We start from the raw sequence: 17,378 nt of genomic DNA on the forward strand, positions 1-17,378 counted from the left end.
AAACATTCACGAATGGAGAATGGCTGTGGACCTGGTGCAACTGGAAATCTTCAAGGCGGTGGCCGAGCACGGCAGCATCAGCGCCGCCGCCCAGCAGATCCATCGGGTGCCGTCGAACCTGACCACCCGTATCAAACAGCTTGAAGAAGACTTGGGCGTCGAGCTGTTCATCCGCGAAAAAAGCCGCCTGCGGCTGTCGCCGGCGGGCTGGAACTTCCTTGAATACACCCGACGCATCCTGGACCTGGTGCATGAGGCACGGCTGACCGTGGCCGGTGAAGACCCACAGGGCACCTTCGCCCTGGGCTCGTTGGAGAGCACGGCGGCGGTCCGTATCCCGGCCTTGCTCGCCGCCTACAACCAGCGCTACCCCAAGGTCGACCTGGACCTGTCCACCGGCCCTTCGGGGACCATGCTCGAAGGGGTGCTGTCTGGGCGCCTGGTGGCCGCCTTCGTAGACGGCCCGTTGCTGCACCCCACGCTCGAAGGTATGCCGGTATTCGAAGAAGAAATGACCATCATCGCGCCGCTCAACCATCCGCCAGTGACTCGCGCCCGCGACGTTAACGGTGCGAGCATCTACGCGTTTCGCGCCAACTGCTCCTACCGCCACCACTTCGAGAGCTGGTTCGTGCATGACCAGGCCGTGCCCGGCAAAATTCATGAGATGGAGTCCTACCATGGCATGCTTGCCTGCGTCAGTGCTGGGGCAGGGCTGGCGATGATGCCGCGCAGCATGCTCGACAACATGCCCGGTTGCAGCACCGTCAGTGCGTGGCCGATGGCTGAGGACTTTCGTTACCTGAAGACCTGGCTGGTGTGGCGTCGTGGCACGGTGTCACGCAGCCTCAGCATGTTCATCAAGCTGTTGGAGGAGCGCCGTGGCTGAAAACCGTATGCGCTTGCGCGCAGAGCATTCAACCCGCTGAGCATTGCGGGCGTCATCGAATGCGCCTGCCGGGATCGCGGCGCAGGCCACAAAACAGGGCGAACATAGTGGCAAAACACTTTCAAGTTGCGCGCGGATCGGATAATAATCGCGGAATTATTACCGCTTGTGACCACGTAGATGCGGCGGTACCCAGGGACATAACAAGGGGCCAAGCCCCCGCTTGCAGCAGGCCCGTGCTAGCCACGGTGCAGGCCTGTCCGCGAAGACCATCAGGAGAAGTCATCGATGAAAACCCGCCTTTCCAGCTCGCTGGCCGTTGCAGTGCTGGCGCTCGCTGGCGCCTGCAGCGCCCAGGCCGCCCAAGTCTCCGGCGCTGTCGGCGCCACCTCTCAGGGTGACCTGACCTATCGAATCGGCATGTCGTTCGACTGGGACAAGCGCTGGCTGGAGAGCAATACCGGCTTCGTCACCGGCTACTGGGACGCCGCTTATACCTACTGGGAAGGTGGCGACTACAGCGGCGCCCACTCGCTGTCGTTCAGCCCGGTGTTCGTCTATGAGTTCAAAGGGTTCACCTACACGCCATTCATCGAGGCCGGCATCGGTCTTGCCGCCTTCTCCAAGACCAACGTCGGCGATCAGCGTCTGGGTTCCTCAGTCAACTTCGAAGACCGTATTGGCTTTGGCTTGAAGCTGCCGGCTGAGCAGAAGGTCGGTATTCGCGCCGTCCACTACTCCAACGCCGGGATCAAGCAGCCTAACGACGGTATCGAGTCGTACGCGTTGTTCTACAGCAAGGGCTTCTGAGACCCTTGTCTGGCTAGGCGTGCGGTGCCAATGCGCCGGACGCCGCACTTTTTAGTATTTGCGCGTTCTATGTTGTGCAAGGCTGCGCCGATTCCCGGCAGCGCCGTTGACAAGCAGCACAACGATGCCCGCCAGACGACTGCACAGATCCCCACCGCGCCTGCTGTTGGCTGGCATGTTGCTATGCCTTGGCGCCTGTACCGAGCAGCAGGGCCGGAACATGCTCGACCAGTTCAGCAACGGCAAACCTGACGAGCTGTTCCAGACCAGCGTCGACCGCATGGCCACGCTGTCGATGCGCGACAACCTGCAAAGCTTGTATCTGCTGATGAACAAGCTGTACCTGCGCAACCCCAGCCAGTGGCGGTTGTCCGGCTACCCCGACGCCACCACTGCCGCTCGGCAAATTCGCATCGCCATCGAGCAGCGCCAGTCATTGCCGCAGTTGGGCGAGCGGCGCGACCTGGCGGCGCTGAGCTATGCCCTGGACCCTGAATTCAAGGGTGACCGGGTCGGTGCTTTCATCTATGCCGTGGGCAGCATGATCATCACGGCGCATGGCGGGCGTACCGAGTTCTACATGACCGATACCCTGGATCCTACGTTCATCAACAACGCCGCACGTAACATCGAGAAGGCCACCTGGATGCTCGGGCAGCGTCAGGATGCAAACGGCACGTTGCTGCTGTTCTCCAACGAAATTTCCGAGCAGGGCAGCAACCTGAGCTTTGCCGTTGAGTTCGGCAAGGTCGTTGCGCGCCTGGACTTGCTGGCGCAGATGCTCGATGAGCGTTACCGGCGGATTGGCGTGAACTATGCGCAGAGCCTGTTACTGATGAACTTCCTACCGGTGCAGTGAGCGCCAGCACGCAACGCGGGGCCCGCTCGCTTGCGCAGGTTGTACGCTGCACAAGTAAGCGGGCCCCGTGTGCGGGCCTGGATCAAGCCACATCGACCAGCACGATCTCGCTGTCTTGCAACGCAGTGACCTTGAGTACGCGATGCTGCTCGATCGCCACGCCATCACGCGCCTTGGCTTGCAGGCCGTCGATCTCGATCAAGCCCTTGGCCGGCACCAGGTAGCCGCGCCGACCTTCATCGAAGCGGTACTCAGCGCTTTCGCCAGCGCGTAGGGTGGCGGCCACCAGGCGGGCGTCGGTGCGGATGCGCAGGCTGTCCTGGTCGCCCTCACGGCCGCTGGCCAAGGTCACGAAGCCTTCGCCACGTTCACCGGTTGGGAATGGCCGGGTTCCCCAGGAAGGCGCCTCGCCGACATTTTCCGGCACGATCCAGATCTGGAAGATCCGCGTGTCGACGTTCTCCAGGTTGTACTCGCTGTGCACGATGCCGCTGCCTGCGCTCATTACCTGCACATCGCCGGCCTCGGTGCGACCTTTGTTGCCGAGGCTGTCCTGGTGGGTGATGGCACCTTCGCGAACGTAGGTGATGATTTCCATGTCACGGTGCGGGTGCGGTGGGAAACCGCTGCCAGCGGCGATCAGGTCGTCGTTCCATACCCGCAGGTTGCCCCAGTGCATGCGCGCAGGGTCGTAGTACTCGGCGAACGAGAAGTGGTGGTGGGCGTCCAGCCAGCCGTGGTTGGCGTGGCCGAGGCTTTCGAAGGGTCGCAGTTGCAGCATGATGGTGATCCTCAGATACGTTGGAATGGCCCCATGATGCGCGGGCTAAGCATCGAAAAAAAGCGTAAATATCGGCTTATTTCAATCTATTAAATAGATATTTATTGATGTGAGAGCGCTTGCGGTTCATCGCCTAATCCACTGATTCGCTGGCGCTTTATGGTCGATGAGGCGAACATGTCCGCTGTTTGACTTTTCAATGGAGTGACCGTGCCTCACGAGCATCCCCAGGCTCCGGCCGACCTGACACCGCCCGCCCAACTGCCATGGCTGCGTCGCCTTGCCGCGCGCCTGCTCGGGCGTGGTTTGAGCCGCTTGCAGGCGCAGCACCGCGACAGTTGGTTCCTGGGCCATGCCGACGGCCTGCGCAACGGCCACGCCGATGGTCTGCGCGAAGGCTACGAACGGGGCCGGGTCGACGGCTTCGAGGCGGGTCGCCAGGTGCTGGTGATCCGCGACCTGCGCCCGGATGTGGCGGCAGTACCCGGTCAGGATGACAAGCTGTTCGATGATTGGCGCCTGCCGCTCAGTGCCGAACTGAAAAAGCGCTTCAAGGCCGATGTCGCCCAACGCCTGCCGGCACAGGCCCAGCCTAGCGCTGCGCAATGGAAGCTGATCTTCAGCGATACGCCTTCGACCTGTGTTGTCGCTGGCGCTGGGGCTGGCAAGTCCACGTCGCTGGTGCTGCGTATCTTGCTGTTGCGCCATTACCTGGGCTTCGAGCTTGACGCCATGACCGTGGTCACCTTCACCCGCGAGTCGCGGCGCGACTTCATCCAGCGCCTTGTGCAGGTGTTCGCCCTGTGGCAGTTGAACCTTTCTCCGGCCCAGGGGCGTGAGCTGGTGCGTACCTTTCATTCACGCATCCTGCCCTTGGTGCGTAGCCTCCCAGGCTTCAGTCAGGTGCGGGCGTTCGAAACTCTCGGCAGCGACCTGCCAGTGGGTAGTGAGGCCAGTGCCGACAGCAATCCGTTCGATCTGCGTTTGAACGATGCCCAGCGTCAGCAACTGAACCTGTGTTACCACCAGTTGCTGAGCAGCAACCCGCGCTTCGCCGAGCAGGTCGCTACGCTGCGCCAGGAAGCGTTGCTGCTCAAACCGCTGGACCCGGATCACCCGGACGTGCAAAAGCGGGTACAGGTAACCCAGCTCGCTGCCCAGCGCGACGAAGAATTGTGCGATGTGATCGAAGACTTGTGGTTCGCTGCCGGTGCCTGGCCGATCAAGGGCATTGAGCCGTGCCGCGACACGTTGCAGATCCGCGGCAGCCGCTTTCACGTGCAAGGACGCTTACAAGGTTCGGGCGCCTGGGTGGTGCTGGGCTTCGATCCGTCGGAAAGCGGCCAATACCAGCGCCCAGGGGCCAAGCTGACGGTGCGGGCGGAATGGGCGGTAAAGCGCACGTTGTTTCAAGCTTTCTGTGATAAACCATTGATATGGTTAGATAATTACGCGTCAGCAAAGCGCCTTGCTGCCGCTCTGGCAGGCGATGCCGTTGCGGGTCCTGGCTTTGAATACAAGGTCAAGGGCGAGTTGGCGCCAGCACCCTTGCTCGATGCGTTCGTCAGTGCCGCAGGCTTTATTGAAAACCTGGGGCTTGACGTGAGCAAAGCCATAGCTGCCATGAGCTTCCCGCCCGGTGACAGTGATGCCGCGTTCTTCGAAGCGCTGGCGTTGTTCTGGAAAGCCTTCGAGGCGCAACTGTTGACGCAGTCGCCGCCGGTGATGACCTACAACCGCATGTTCGCCCTGTTCGGCGAGAACAACCCGGAGAACCTGCAACTGCTGCCCGATCCTCTGTTGCGCCCGCTGGCGCACCTGATGATCGACGAATTCCAGGACGTCTCGCCGCAGATCGTCAGTTGGCTGCGGGCAAGCCTGGCTGAGATCCGCCGACGGGGCCCGGCCATGCACACGGGGCGCAACGCCCAGCATGCCTCGCTGATGTGCGTGGGCGACGACTGGCAATCGATCTACGGCTGGCGAGGCAGTTCGCCCCAGTATTTCATGGCGTTCACCCAGACCTTCCCATCACCGGCGCATACCCGCGTGATGATGGTGGAGAACTACCGTAGCCAGCAATACATCATCGATGCCGCCGAACATGTGGTGAAGGGCACGCCTGCGATCACCGGTAAGAAAGCCAAGGCCAGCGCAGTGGCTGGCGAGCTGCCGCTGTCGCCGGTGAAAGTGTTCGAGCGCGACGAGGCCGCCTTGGCCCAGACCTTGATCGAGCATTACGAGCAGGGTGAAACGGTCATGATGTTGTTTCGAAAAAGTATCGATAAGTCATTGATTGAACAGCATATTGATCAAATAGTTAAAGTGGATTCTAGCTTGCCGGCTGGCCAGCGTCGGTTCAAGCAACTGACCTATCACAGTGCCAAGGGCTTGCAGGCCGACGCGGTATTCATGCTCGGCGACTGCCAGTACCTCACCAGTTCACCGTACAAGAACCAAGCCTACCGCCTGGCGGGTCTAGGCAAGCCGGACGATGCCCATGCCTTCGACACTGCGCAGAAGGACGAAGTCCAGCGCCTGGCCTATGTGGGTATCACACGAGCTGTGAAGCACTGCTACTGGCATGTGGAGGTGCCCAGCGGCGAGGCGCTCAATCAGCCTCGGGCGTCGGCGCGGGTGGACGGGGCGCAGGCGTTCTTCGAGGACCTGCGTGGTCAGTGATACCTCGGGCGGGGCTTCGAACTGCTAAGGTTGGTTGAACCTTTGTCCGAGAAGACCTGCCATGCCCGGATTCAGCGTGCTGCACATTGACCATGTGGTACTGCGGGTCAGCGACCTGCAGCGTAGCGTGGCGTTCTACCAGGATGTGCTGGGCTGCCCGGTAGACCGTTGGCGGGAGGCGTTGGGTATGGTCCATCTGGCGGCAGGCAGCAGCCTGATCGATCTGGTCGCCCTGGAGGGTCCAATGGGGCAAGCCGGTGGTGCAGGCCCTGGCTCTGAGGGGCGCAACCTCGATCATGTGTGCCTGCGCGTCGAGCCGTTCGACGAGCAGGCGCTGCGCGCGCACTTGGAGGCGGCAGGGGTGTTGGTCGAGCCTGCACAGAAGCGCTACGGCGCCGACGGCGAGGGTATGTCGGTGTATTGCTTCGACCCCGATGGCAATCGCGTCGAACTCAAGGGGCCGCCAACAAGCGGCTAGTGCTGTTCACGTGAGGCTGCTTCGCAGCCCATCGCGGCACAAGATCGCGCCTACAACGAGCGTGTAAGCCAACAGTCACGGACCCGCGCGGATTTTGCAGCATGAGCCGTGCACCAAGTCGGCAAATCCGGGGCCTGACGCCACAGGCAAGGCGGCAAGCGCTTGAAGGCGTATTGCCACGGGTGTGGCTGGATATCCCGGCAAAGCCGATTATGCTTCTGATTACCTTGCCGCGATCCGAGGCTGTGCCTCGTGGTGCTTCGCCGCAACCAAAGCCTGGGGCTGGGTGCGTGCGTAGTCATCGGTTTGGAGCACTCCGGTCCATCACTTCTTCTGATAGACGGAGGCGACCCATGGCGGTCCTCGACAGCGCATCCACGGGCAGTAGCGCGCCCCAACACGGCATCACCCGGGAGGAGCGCAAGGTCATCTTCGCCTCGTCCCTGGGCACGGTGTTCGAATGGTATGACTTCTACCTCTACGGCTCACTGGCGGCGATCATCGCCAAGCACTTCTTTGCCGGGGTCAATGAAACCACTGCGTTCATCTTCGCCTTGCTGGCCTTCGCGGCAGGCTTTGCCGTGCGACCGTTCGGCGCCATCGTCTTCGGTCGCCTTGGCGACATGATCGGGCGCAAGCATACCTTCCTCATCACCATCGTGATCATGGGCCTGTCCACTGCCGTGGTGGGGATCCTACCCAGCTACGCGGCCATCGGCGTTGCGGCCCCCGTGATCCTCATCACCTTGCGCTTGCTGCAAGGCTTGGCGCTTGGCGGGGAGTACGGCGGCGCGGCGACTTATGTGGCGGAGCATGCGCCCAAGGGCCGGCGCGGCTTCTTTACCGCCTGGATCCAGACTACCGCGACCCTAGGGCTGTTCCTGTCGCTGCTGGTGATTCTGGCCTGTCGCACGGCCATGGGCACCGAGGCGTTCGAGGCCTGGGGCTGGCGCATTCCTTTCCTGCTGTCGATCCTGTTGCTGGCTATCTCGGTGTACATACGCATGCAGCTCAACGAATCGCCGGTATTCATGAAGATGAAAGCCGAGGGCAAGGCGTCCAAGGCGCCGCTGACCGAGTCGTTCGCCCGTTGGGACAACCTCAAGGTGGTGATCATGTCGCTGCTAGGTGGCACCGCCGGTCAGGCAGTAGTGTGGTACACCGGGCAGTTCTATGCGCTGTTCTTCCTGTTGCAGATGCTCAAGATCGACCCGCAGACCGCCAATCTGCTGATCGCAGGCTCGCTGTTGATCGGTACGCCGTTCTTCATCCTGTTCGGCAGCCTGTCCGACCGGATTGGGCGCAAGCCGATCATCATGGCCGGCTGCATCCTCGCGGCGGCGACCTACTTCCCGATTTTCAAGGGCCTGACCGAGTACGGCAACCCAGACGTGTTCGTCGCCCAGGAGCAGAATCCGGTGGTGCTGATCGCCGACCCTGGGCAATGTGCGTTCCAGTTCGATCCGGTAGGCAAGGCGCGTTTCACCAGTTCCTGCGACATCGCCAAGAGTCTGTTGGCCAAGCGCGCCATTCCTTATGAAAACCAGGCCGCCGAGCCGGGCAGCGTCGCCCAGGTGCGCATCGGTGAACGGGTATTGCCAGTTTTCGAAGGCAGCAGCCTACCTGCGGCTGAGTTCAAGGCGCAGAACGATGCCTTCACTGCCACGTTGGCTGGCGCGCTGAAAGAGGCCGGATATCCTGAGAAAGCGGATCCGGCGAAGATCCATTACCCGATGGTGCTGCTGTTGCTGACCATCTTGGTGATTTACGTGACCATGGTCTATGGGCCTATCGCTGCGTGGCTGGTGGAGCTGTTCCCGGCGCGGATCCGCTATACCTCGATGTCGCTGCCGTACCACATCGGCAACGGCTGGTTCGGCGGTTTCCTGCCAACCGTGGCATTCGCCATGGTGGCTGCGACAGGGGATATCTACTACGGGCTGTGGTACCCGATCGTGATCGCGCTGATGACTGCTGTGTTGGGGATCTTCTTCCTGCCTGAAACCAAGGATCGGGACATCAATCACACCTGAGTGCTGACGCGGCCTGCCCCCATGCCTGGGGGCGGGCTTTCAGTCGAAGTAACCGCGCAGCGTGTAGCGGTAGCCCAGGTCCACCTCTTTGCCGCCGCGTTCCCAGGTCTTGTTCAGCACGAACTCGAAGGCCGGTTCGTACAGGCCATCGCGTACCAGCGCCCCGGCAAGCACTTCGATGTCGTACCAGCCGTTCTCCAGCTCGATGATTGGCCGACCAGGCTCCTGGTAGCGGGCCATCAGGTCGCCGAGAGTCTTGTTGGTGAAGTGTTGCAGGATGCTCCAGGTGAACAGCATCAGCGCGCGGTTCTCGACCCGCAGGCGGTGCCCAGCGCGGCGGTGCTTGAGGCGGCTGCCGGGTTCGAGCAGCGCCGGGGCCTGCCCATCGAGGGTGAACAGGATGTGGTAGGGCAGGTTGTCGACGCCGGCCAGCGGCAGTATCACGCCTTCACGCACGGCCTGATCGCCGCTATCACCGGTGGTGAAGGCGCGGGCCAGGTCGTCCGGCAGGTCATGCTCCTGCTTGAAGGTGGCGAGCAACTGGATGTCGCCCAGCAGGAAGTAGTCGATCAGGTCGTTGAGGACTTCAATGAACTCGTAGCGCATGAGTTTTCCTTGTTATGGCTGCGCTGTGGGAAGTCGGCAATGTAGCCCATGGGGCGGCGGGCTGTCTGCACGCTCAGTGGTGCTGGGCGATCTGGATCAGGTTGCCGCAGGTGTCGTCGAACACAGCCACGATGACTGGTCCCATGTCCGTCGGTGGTTGGAGAAAGTGCACGCCAGCGGCGCACAGGCGGGTGTATTCGGCCTGCACATCGCGCACGCCAAAGGAGGTGGCGGGGATGCCGTCTTGCTTCAGAGCGCTCTTGTAGGTCCTGGCTGCCGGGTGCACATCGGGTTCGAGCAGTAATTGGACGCCATGCGGATCATTGGGTGAGGTGAAGGTGAGCCAGCGGTGTTTGCCCATGGGGATGTCGTCTTTGGGCTGGAAGCCCAGTACGTGATGATAGAAGGCCTGGGCCTTGGCTTGGTCGTCGACCAGGATGCTGGTGACCACGATCTTCATTGGCAGTGCTCCACACAGGGGGCTTGGTGTAAGCAAAGCACATCCTGCACGCACTGTTGGGGACTTTGTGGGTTGCGATGGCCGCAACAGCGCTGTAGAGCGTTGAGCGGCGGCGTGTGCCGGTTAGGCACACGCGGGGGCGTCAGCCGGAGCGGGCGATCGGGTGCTCGTCCGACTCTTCCACGGCTTCTTCCTCACCGGGCAGGGCGGTGATCACACTGAAGTCGCTGACTTCCACTGCGCCGCCGCCATAGCCGAGCAGGTGGAAGGAGAACGCCTTGCGCTCGGTGGGGTTGTCGAAGTCGAACTCCATTTCCATGGGCTGGTCGGCGGTCACCAGCACTTCCTCTGGCAGCCCCAGCGCGACGTCCTGTTCGAACTGCTTGGCTTTGAGGCGGATGTAGGCTGCGTGCTCAGGGTCCAGTGCGCGCACCTTGATACGTACCCGGGTGCGTGAACCTTCGGGCATCTCAAGGTACTGCGCGCCGATCAGGTTGTCGGCCCAGTCGTCGCGGATCTGCGCGTGCAGGGCGATCGGCGACGGACCGCCGAACTGGTAGCGCAGATTGAGCGGGGTTTGCAGCAGGGATTGGTCCAGGGTGTTGGCCAGCAGGTTGATCTGCGGGCCCAGGGTATTGTCGCCCAGCCCGAGCAAGCGTGCCTGGTCAGCGATGAAACTGTCACTGGCGTAGCGTCGGCAACGCTGCTGGAAATCGCACTCCGTAAAGGTGCCCTGGCCATCGTGGTAGCGCAGCATGCCGTTGGTGAAGGCAATCATTTCGCGACCGGTATCGTAGTCGCGGTACAGCGAACGTCCGCCCAGGGCTGCCGGGATCGGCAACGCGAAGTAGTCGAGCAGCGAGGTGGCTAGGTCGACATGGCCATAGGTGCCGCGCTTGAGGGTCGGCAATTGTGCCTGCTCGGGTGCCAAGGTCAGGTTGAAACCCCAGGACGAGGCCAGGCGCACGCCATCGATGCCGTGGGATTCGTCGGAGGTGACTACCACCAGCGTGTCCTTGAGCACACCTTGGCGTTCCAGGTTGTCGAGAAAATCGCCCAAGGCATCGTCCAGGTAGGCCACAGCAGCCTGTTTGGCGGTGTCATAGCGCTCCAAGTATGCCTGTGGCGCTGAATAGGGCTGGTGCGTGCCTACGGTCAGCAGGGTCAGCATCCAGGGCTGTTTTTGCTTGCGTAGGGTGCCGACGTAGTCCAGGGCGCCTTCGAAGAACGCCTTGTCATCCTTGCCCCAGGGGAATTCCAGGTAATTGGGTGTTTTGAACCATTCCAGGCCGTGCACCGTTTCGAAGCCGATGTGCGGCATGATCCGGTCCTTGGCCATGAAACGCAGCCCGGAACCTTGCAAGAAGTGTGTCGTGAAACCGGCCTGGCGCAGTTGTGCTGGCAGGCAGGCCTGGTTGCGTACCTGTTGCGTGAGCAACTCGACCCCTTTGGGCGTGCCATTGGCCAGCTTGTCGTAGTCACCGCAGAGCATGGCGTACAGGCCGCGAATGGTCTGGTGGGTGTGCAACACGTAGTCGGGGGTGTTCATGCCGCGTTCGGCCCACAGGCTCAGGCGCGGCATGAGGTCTTCGTCGAAACGGCTGCCCAATGCCTGGCGATTGTCCCGCACGTAGGCGCCGGGAATGCCTTCGACGGTAATCACCAGCAGGTTGCGCGCGTTGCCAGGCCCTTTGAGCAGGCGCTGGCCATTGAGGTCGGCCTGGGTGAGGCCGACGGTGGGCAGCGGGGTGATCGGGGGTTGGCCATACAGCTGCACGTCGACGCGTCGTTGCAAGTGGCTACCGGCAGCACTGAGCAACTGATGCGACACGCTGTATTGACGCCATTGATCGGCCTCCGAGGGGGCCAGCCGTTGGCTGCCCCAATGTACCGCCAGCAGTGCCAGGGGGACTGCCCAAACCTTGGCTGATAACGTTGCGCCACGCTGGCCGCGACCGAACCAGAAAGTGGCCAGCCAAGCCAGCAGGCCACTGCCGAGCAGCCAGGGTAACCAGCCATGGGCGAGGGCACCACCGGTGGAGTTCTCCATGAACTGCGGGTCGAACAAGTAGTGCAGGTCTGACTGGTTGGGCAGGCGCCCGACTGCGCTGACCAGCTCCGCCGAGGCGATCAGCAGGCCGCCCCAGGCCAGCAACAGCGGCAGTCCTAGCCACCATGCGCGACGTTGCAGCAGCAGGACCAGCAGGCTGCCGACGAACAGGTCGGAGAGGTAGCCGAGCATGTCGGACCAGCCGAGCAGCGCCCGTATTGCCAGGGGGATCAACAGCACCAGCCCGCACAGGGCGATCAGCCGGGCCTTTGGGTGGCCGAGCATGTCTTTCACGAAAGCGTTCCTTCTGCCATCAAACGGTCACACAAAAGTGCTGGATGATATCAGGCTGAAGGTGAGCGTGCGGCTTGTGACAAGACCGGTTACCAAAACGCTGGCGCCCGCACGCTGCTCGGGCGCCGCTAGCGCATGACCTGTCAGAAGTAGTACGGGAACTTCAGGCTGAAGGAGAAGTCTGGCGCATCGTCGGTCAGCCCGATGGACAGGTTGGGGACGATGGTCAGGTTCTCGCTGGCGGCGAAGGTCAGGCCTACGTTAAAGTTCGCCGCGTTGTAGTCGCTGTTGGTGATCGATTGCCAGTCGCCGCCATCCTGCTTGATCTTGCTCTTGCGGGCGAACTGGTCGGTGACCGAGAACGACATGCTCATCTTTTCGTTCAGGGCAAACGCGATACCGCCGCCGATCTGCCAGGAGTCACCGAGCTTCACGTCGCCCGGCACCTTGGTGCCTGCATTGGGGCTGATGTCACTGAACGAATCCTGCATGTTGTAGGTGTAGGAAAGGCTGCCGAACAGCACGGCCGGATCGAAGGTCTTGACCAGCGAGATACCGGGGGTGATCGACCACACCCCGTTGCCGGTCGGCAGGCTCTCCGGCACGGCCAGATTGTCGTTGCCCGGCACCTCGCGCAGCTTGATGCCGTAGGGGTCCTTGCCGGTCGGGGCTTTGACGCGCAGGGTGACCACCGCGTCGGGCAGGCTTTCGGATTCGTCGAGGAACTTGTACGCCACGCCCACGTTGACGTCGCCCAGGGTTGGGTCGCGGCTTACGCTGGCACTCGACTCGGACTCCCCAGCCCCGCCAGCCCCGCCGGAGGAGTAGGTCGAGTCGCGATAAACGATGGGTACGTTTATATCAAATTGCCAGCGCTGCGCCACGTTGTAGCGCGCGGTGAGGTCCAGGGTCCAGTTATCGGCCTTGATGCGGTCGATATTGATATCGCCCAGGAAGATCGAATCCAGTGCCAGGAAGCCGTTGAGTACCAGCGCTCGGGTGTCGTAGTGCGTGTAGGTCAGGCCGGTCTCGACACTGAACTTGCCGCCGCCAAAAAAGCCACTGGCCTCGTCGTACAGGTTGGACACGCTTTGCGCCGGTTCCGAGTCGTCCTTGAGCGATTGCCCATAGGAGCTGCCCGAGCCGTTGGCAGCCACGGCCTGGGTCCCTCTGGCAGGTTGTGCAGGAGACTTGACCAGGCGCTTGGGCTGCGGCGCAGGCGGGGCTTCCTCGACCTGGCGCAGGCGCTGCTCCAGCACCATCAACGCGTTCTGTTGGGCCTCGTAGCGCTGCTTGAGCTGGATCAGCTCCTGCTTGAGTGCTTCGACCTGCGGGTCAGCAGCGGCATAGAGCAGCGTGGAGGGCGCCAGGGTGGTCACACAGACGACAGCGCTGAACGTCAACGATCGATGCATGGGGTAGCCGTCCCTTGAGGCTTTATAGGATGAAAATGAGCGTAGATCAGTATCCGAGGGTGCGAAGGCCTTTGAGCTGATCGAGGTTGTTGGTCAGTGTCGCGCCAGCCGGAATGTTGTCGCGCAGCACCACATTGAGCGAGGTAAGGTTGCTGACTTGGTTACCGTTGCCCAGCAGCGTTGTGTTCTGCAGCAGCCCGCCTTCGGCCAGACGTTGCACGGTGCTGCCCTGGTTATTCCCGGCGACGATGTTCATCTGCACGCCGGTAGCGCTAGCCGAGACGCTCATCGAGCCTGCACCGTTGGCGCCCACCAGAGTCGATCCTGGGGTGAGCACCTCGCCCTGGGGCGTGCTGTCAGTGGCCTGGCTGGCCTTGGTGACGGTGATCCCGACGTTGTTCAGGGCGCTGTTGTTATCGCCTGCGGCACGTACCACCTGGGTAACCCCAGTGGTGTTGTTCAAGCCGCCGCCACCTGTGACGCTGCCTGTGCCGTGGGATGTGGCGGTGCCGGTGCCTTTTTCATCGACCATCGTGACGTAGAACTGCGGCTTGATGGTCGATTGCTGGATCTGCATCGAGGACGTTGCCCCGATCACTTCGCCATTGGCGTTCTGCCAGGTGCTGGTCATGACGATACCGAAGCTTACGATGCGCCCGGGCATCACATAGCGACCGCGCAGGTTAGCCAACTCCTGGTCTTTCAGTTCGATGGGCTGGAACGTCTGTGCCTGTACCGGCAGGCTGACCGCGAGGCACATCAGGGTCAGCCATGTGGGCGTCTTCATGGAATGCTCCCGGAGCATCATGCTCACGTTGTCGTTAGAAGAAATCACTGCGAATGAAGCCGAAATCCATCAATTCCGAATCCTTGACCGGGGTGAAGTTGTTGATGCGGTTCTTGGCGGTTAGCGGTTGGGGCGGATCGAGCAGGGCATTGGCCTTGTCGTAGCCCTGGCCGATCACGGCGAAAATGATGCCGTTCCAGCCTTTAAGGAAGTCATCCACCGCGTAGCGCTTGTGGCCCAGCACCGGATCCCCGATGTAGACCCAGTTGCGCTCGACCTTCTGCAGCACCACGAAATGCTTGTAGCCGCGGATGTCCATCAGCACCACGACCGGGATCTTCACGTCGTTCAGGGTCTCTGGGGCGACCCGGTAACCACGTGCACGCATACCGAGGCTCTCGACGTAGCGTTTCATATCCAGCATGGAGAAACCTTGTACCCGCACCAGGTCCTGGTCGGCATTGGCCAGCATGCCTTCGATGACCTCGTGCTCGCTGACGTCCAGCCAGTACGCCTGGCGCAGGATGGTGGCCAGCGCCGCAGCGCCGCAGCTGAAGTCGGTTTTCTGTTGCACCAGATCGGCGAACTTGCGTTCACGTACGCTCTGGATGGGCTTGAACACTACCGCCCCCCCGGGAAGCACTGAAAGCGGCATCTGCGCCGCTTGGAGGGTAGGAGTCAGGCCGGACAGGCAAAGCAGGGCCAGCAACGCAGGAATACGCATGATCGAACGCCCTTCTGGTTGCGTAGAAAAGGCCCCCCGAAGGGGGCCTCAACCGCACGACGGTCAGAACGAGGTGTTGGAGATCGCCAGCGAGTTGCTCTGCTGGTTGCCCACACCGGCCGCCACGTTCACACCCAGGTTGCCCGAGCCACCGGTGACCGAACCACTGAGGGTAGCGGTATTGGTGACAGGGTTCGACCAGCCGTTAGGCGTCAGCACCTGGAAGGAAACGGTGTTGCTGAGGTCCCAGGCACTGGACTCGCTGTAGCTTTTGGTCACGTTCTTGTTCGAAGCCGACGCGCTTTCACCCGAGTTGGCATAGGCCGAGTCGTAAGCCTTCTCGAATGACGAGTCGTAGGTGTGGCCTTTGGTGGTTTCTACGCTGCCATTGAGCGTGGCATCGAACGAGGCCGTGGACTCGGCGCTGCGGGTGCGGGTGTCGTCGCCACGGGTGAAGGTGACCGATTGGCTGGTGTTGAGCGAGCCATCGGCACTGGCAGCCAGGGTCGCGCTGCTGGTGGAGTTGGCCTGGCCGGATTTCGAGCCGCTGGCCTCATAGTGCGAGGTGCCCGCGTTGCTCCAGTTGGAGGAGGCCGATTTGTCGACGTTCAACTCCGACTCGTGGCTGAACGAGGCGGAACCGGTGTTGGTGGTGGTCAGGCTGACCGTCTGCACCGACATGTTGCGATCGGCATAGTTGTTCACTACCAGGCCAGGGCTGTTCTGGTCGGCGGTCGCCGTGGCCGTGGAGTTGCCACCCTGCGGCGAGCTGGCGTTGGCGATGGCCATGGTGTTTTTCTGTTGGTTGAGGTCGCCACCGGCAATGTTGATGCCCATGTTGCCCGAACCACCGTTACCCGAGCCGCTCATCACAGCCGAAGCGGTGGTGTTGTAGTTGGCAACTTTGTTGTCGTTGCTGTACTGCTTGACGTAGGCCGTGGCATTGGCAGCGCCGAAGACGAACGCGTTGTCCATGTCAGCGGCACTGGAGTTGGCGATGGCGGCGGCGTTGTCCTGCTGGTTGCCGCTGCCCGAGGCTACGTTGATACCGACGTTGCCGCTGGTGCCACTGGCCGAGTTGCTGATTTCGGCCCGGTTGATCGTGCCCTCGTTGAGGATTCGATTGCCGGTGCTGTTTTGGGTGTCGTGTGCCGTCGCTGTCGCACTTACCGGAATGATCGTCGGGCCGTGTTGACGATGATCGCGGTCGCGCCGATCGCTCGCCTGCGCAGCTACAGCCATGATCGCAGCAATTGCGAAAACCAGAGGCTTGATGGCCATCGAGGGTTTCATGGTGATTCTCCGTACTGTGTTTTAGGTTAAGTGTTGTTCTGACTGCTTGGGTCAGTTGGCGACCCGGACGCTCAGGGTGTTGGCGGTTCGATTGCCTACCCCTGCGCTCTGATTCAACTGGATTACCCCACGGCTACCGGTGAAGGCCTGGTCGCTGGTGCTGACCTGGCGATAGCCGGTTGAGGTGTCAGTCGCATCGGAGTTGCTGATCAGCGTCACGTTCTGCTGCAACAGGACGCTGTCATCGAGACTGAGCGGTTGCGCACTGACGCTCAGGCGTACCGCGTTGGCTTGCTGATTGCCGGCTCCGGCGCTCTGGTTGACGCCGAGGATGCCGTTGCCACGGCTGAACGCATCGCCCTGGATGTTGGCCGCAGCCCCCATGGATGGGTCAGCCGAGGCCTGGGTGTGCTGGCGGATCTGCGTATTCGCGCTGGCCTCATGACCCAGCGCGATGGCCCGGGCGTTGGCTTGTTGCTGCTGGTCACCGGCAGCCTGGTTGACCGACATCACGCCTTGGTAACGGGCACCGGAACTGTCGATGTCGGCGGTATTGACCACGGGCGGTTGGGCCAGGGCAGGCAGTGCGAAAGCAGTGAGCGCGATCAGCACAGGCTTCATGTCATTTGCCCCCCAGCACTTTCAGCGCGCCCAGGCCTTGCTGCACGCTGGAGTTGACCATGTTGGCAATGCCGCCACCGCTGCCGCCTCCGTTGCCGCGACCGCTGGCCATGTTCGGCAGTGTGTTCTGCGGGCTGAGGTTGCCGCCGAGGGTATTGGTCTGCTGCACGATCATGCCGCTGATTCCGGCACCGCTGCTGACGTTGGCAAAATCACCGTCATTGAGTTCGCCGGTCTGACGTAGTACGGCGGCCGAGGGATTGGCGTTGATCGCCGTAGGGTGCGGGTCGGGCACCAGCGGCGCCCGCGTGGCCATACGCGGATGGACATCGCGCAGGATTACGATCTGACCGTCGCCTGCCTGGGCCGGCAGGCTCAGCGCCGAACCCAATGCACACCCCAGCAGCAAAAGACGGGCGGTGCAGGTGCCTTTGTCGAATGTCCCCACGATGGCATTTCCTTCTTCTGGCTGCTGTGCGGCGTCAGCGTTGCCAGGAGCTAGGGCAGAAGTTGTGCCAATTCGGGTTTTCGCTTGGGGATCAACAGGTTGCGCGAGTTACGAGGTTTTAGGCCTGCGCAGGTGTTTCAGTGCTGAG

At 62.0% G+C, this 17,378-nt stretch carries 16 protein-coding genes; 6 read left to right on the top strand and 10 right to left on the bottom strand.

The genetic code is table 11. The features are described from left to right. Positions 1-25: 25 nt before the first annotated feature. The 3 genes from ptrR (at position 26) to FEM01_RS02015 (ending at position 2,558) form a co-directional block, all read left to right on the top strand. On the top strand, positions 26-889 hold the full coding sequence (gene ptrR, locus FEM01_RS02005; protein ID WP_205884541.1) for a putrescine utilization regulator PtrR: 864 nt from the start codon (positions 26-28) through the stop codon (positions 887-889). A gap of 288 nt (positions 890-1,177) precedes the next feature. Then, a complete protein-coding gene (locus FEM01_RS02010) occupies positions 1,178-1,699 on the top strand; it encodes an acyloxyacyl hydrolase (protein WP_138217611.1) in 522 nt (173 codons plus the stop codon). Positions 1,700-1,823: 124 nt separating this feature from the next. Then, the gene (locus FEM01_RS02015) at positions 1,824-2,558 is read left to right on the top strand and encodes a hypothetical protein (protein ID WP_138217612.1); all 735 of its coding nucleotides are present in this window, start codon (positions 1,824-1,826) and stop codon (positions 2,556-2,558) included. Between the two features lie 82 nt (positions 2,559-2,640). Here the strand turns inward: FEM01_RS02015 and FEM01_RS02020 are convergent, their stop codons facing one another. Continuing rightward, positions 2,641-3,339 carry a pirin family protein gene (locus FEM01_RS02020; RefSeq protein WP_138217613.1) on the bottom strand — a complete coding sequence of 233 codons (699 nt, stop codon included), beginning with the start codon at positions 3,337-3,339 and terminating at the stop codon, positions 2,641-2,643. A gap of 210 nt (positions 3,340-3,549) precedes the next feature. On the opposite strand from FEM01_RS02020, the gene FEM01_RS02025 reads away from it, so the two are divergent. From FEM01_RS02025 to FEM01_RS02035, 3 genes are all read left to right on the top strand, one after another. Beyond that, positions 3,550-6,021: a UvrD-helicase domain-containing protein gene (locus tag FEM01_RS02025; protein WP_138217614.1), complete on the top strand. Its 2,472-nt coding sequence runs from the start codon at positions 3,550-3,552 to the stop codon at positions 6,019-6,021. Positions 6,022-6,082: 61 nt separating this feature from the next. Continuing rightward, positions 6,083-6,499: a VOC family protein gene (locus tag FEM01_RS02030; protein WP_138217615.1), complete on the top strand. Its 417-nt coding sequence runs from the start codon at positions 6,083-6,085 to the stop codon at positions 6,497-6,499. Positions 6,500-6,852: 353 nt separating this feature from the next. Next, positions 6,853-8,532: an MFS transporter gene (locus tag FEM01_RS02035; RefSeq protein WP_138217616.1), complete on the top strand. Its 1,680-nt coding sequence runs from the start codon at positions 6,853-6,855 to the stop codon at positions 8,530-8,532. A 39-nt stretch (positions 8,533-8,571) separates the two neighbouring features. Here FEM01_RS02035 and FEM01_RS02040 read toward each other — a convergent pair whose 3' ends face one another. The 9 genes from FEM01_RS02040 to FEM01_RS02080 form a co-directional block, all read right to left on the bottom strand. Then, positions 8,572-9,138 (bottom strand): hypothetical protein, encoded by a 567-nt coding sequence (locus FEM01_RS02040; protein ID WP_138217617.1) that lies wholly within the window; start codon positions 9,136-9,138, stop codon positions 8,572-8,574. Between the two features lie 73 nt (positions 9,139-9,211). Then, positions 9,212-9,598 (bottom strand): VOC family protein, encoded by a 387-nt coding sequence (locus FEM01_RS02045; RefSeq protein WP_138217618.1) that lies wholly within the window; start codon positions 9,596-9,598, stop codon positions 9,212-9,214. A 142-nt stretch (positions 9,599-9,740) separates the two neighbouring features. Further along, positions 9,741-11,933 (bottom strand): LTA synthase family protein, encoded by a 2,193-nt coding sequence (locus FEM01_RS02050; protein WP_431188550.1) that lies wholly within the window; start codon positions 11,931-11,933, stop codon positions 9,741-9,743. 152 nt (positions 11,934-12,085) lie between these two features. After that, positions 12,086-13,357 (bottom strand): transporter, encoded by a 1,272-nt coding sequence (locus tag FEM01_RS02055; protein ID WP_138217620.1) that lies wholly within the window; start codon positions 13,355-13,357, stop codon positions 12,086-12,088. Positions 13,358-13,403: 46 nt separating this feature from the next. Continuing rightward, positions 13,404-14,144, bottom strand: a complete 741-nt coding sequence (locus FEM01_RS02060) for a hypothetical protein (RefSeq protein ID WP_138217621.1) — start codon at positions 14,142-14,144, stop codon at positions 13,404-13,406. Positions 14,145-14,178: 34 nt separating this feature from the next. Continuing rightward, positions 14,179-14,868, bottom strand: coding sequence for a C39 family peptidase (locus FEM01_RS02065; protein ID WP_138217622.1), 690 nt, complete (start codon positions 14,866-14,868; stop codon positions 14,179-14,181). A 63-nt stretch (positions 14,869-14,931) separates the two neighbouring features. Next, positions 14,932-16,161 carry a heme utilization protein gene (locus tag FEM01_RS02070; RefSeq protein ID WP_138217623.1) on the bottom strand — a complete coding sequence of 410 codons (1,230 nt, stop codon included), beginning with the start codon at positions 16,159-16,161 and terminating at the stop codon, positions 14,932-14,934. A 51-nt stretch (positions 16,162-16,212) separates the two neighbouring features. Continuing rightward, complete coding sequence (locus FEM01_RS02075) at positions 16,213-16,782, bottom strand: adhesin (protein WP_138217624.1); 570 nt, start codon at positions 16,780-16,782, stop codon at positions 16,213-16,215. A gap of 1 nt (position 16,783) precedes the next feature. Then, a complete protein-coding gene (locus FEM01_RS02080) occupies positions 16,784-17,230 on the bottom strand; it encodes a hypothetical protein (RefSeq protein WP_138217625.1) in 447 nt (148 codons plus the stop codon). Positions 17,231-17,378: the final 148 nt, after the last annotated feature.

This window comes from Pseudomonas mosselii (genome assembly GCF_005796105.1).
Taxonomy (GTDB): domain Bacteria; phylum Pseudomonadota; class Gammaproteobacteria; order Pseudomonadales; family Pseudomonadaceae; genus Aquipseudomonas; species Aquipseudomonas mosselii_C.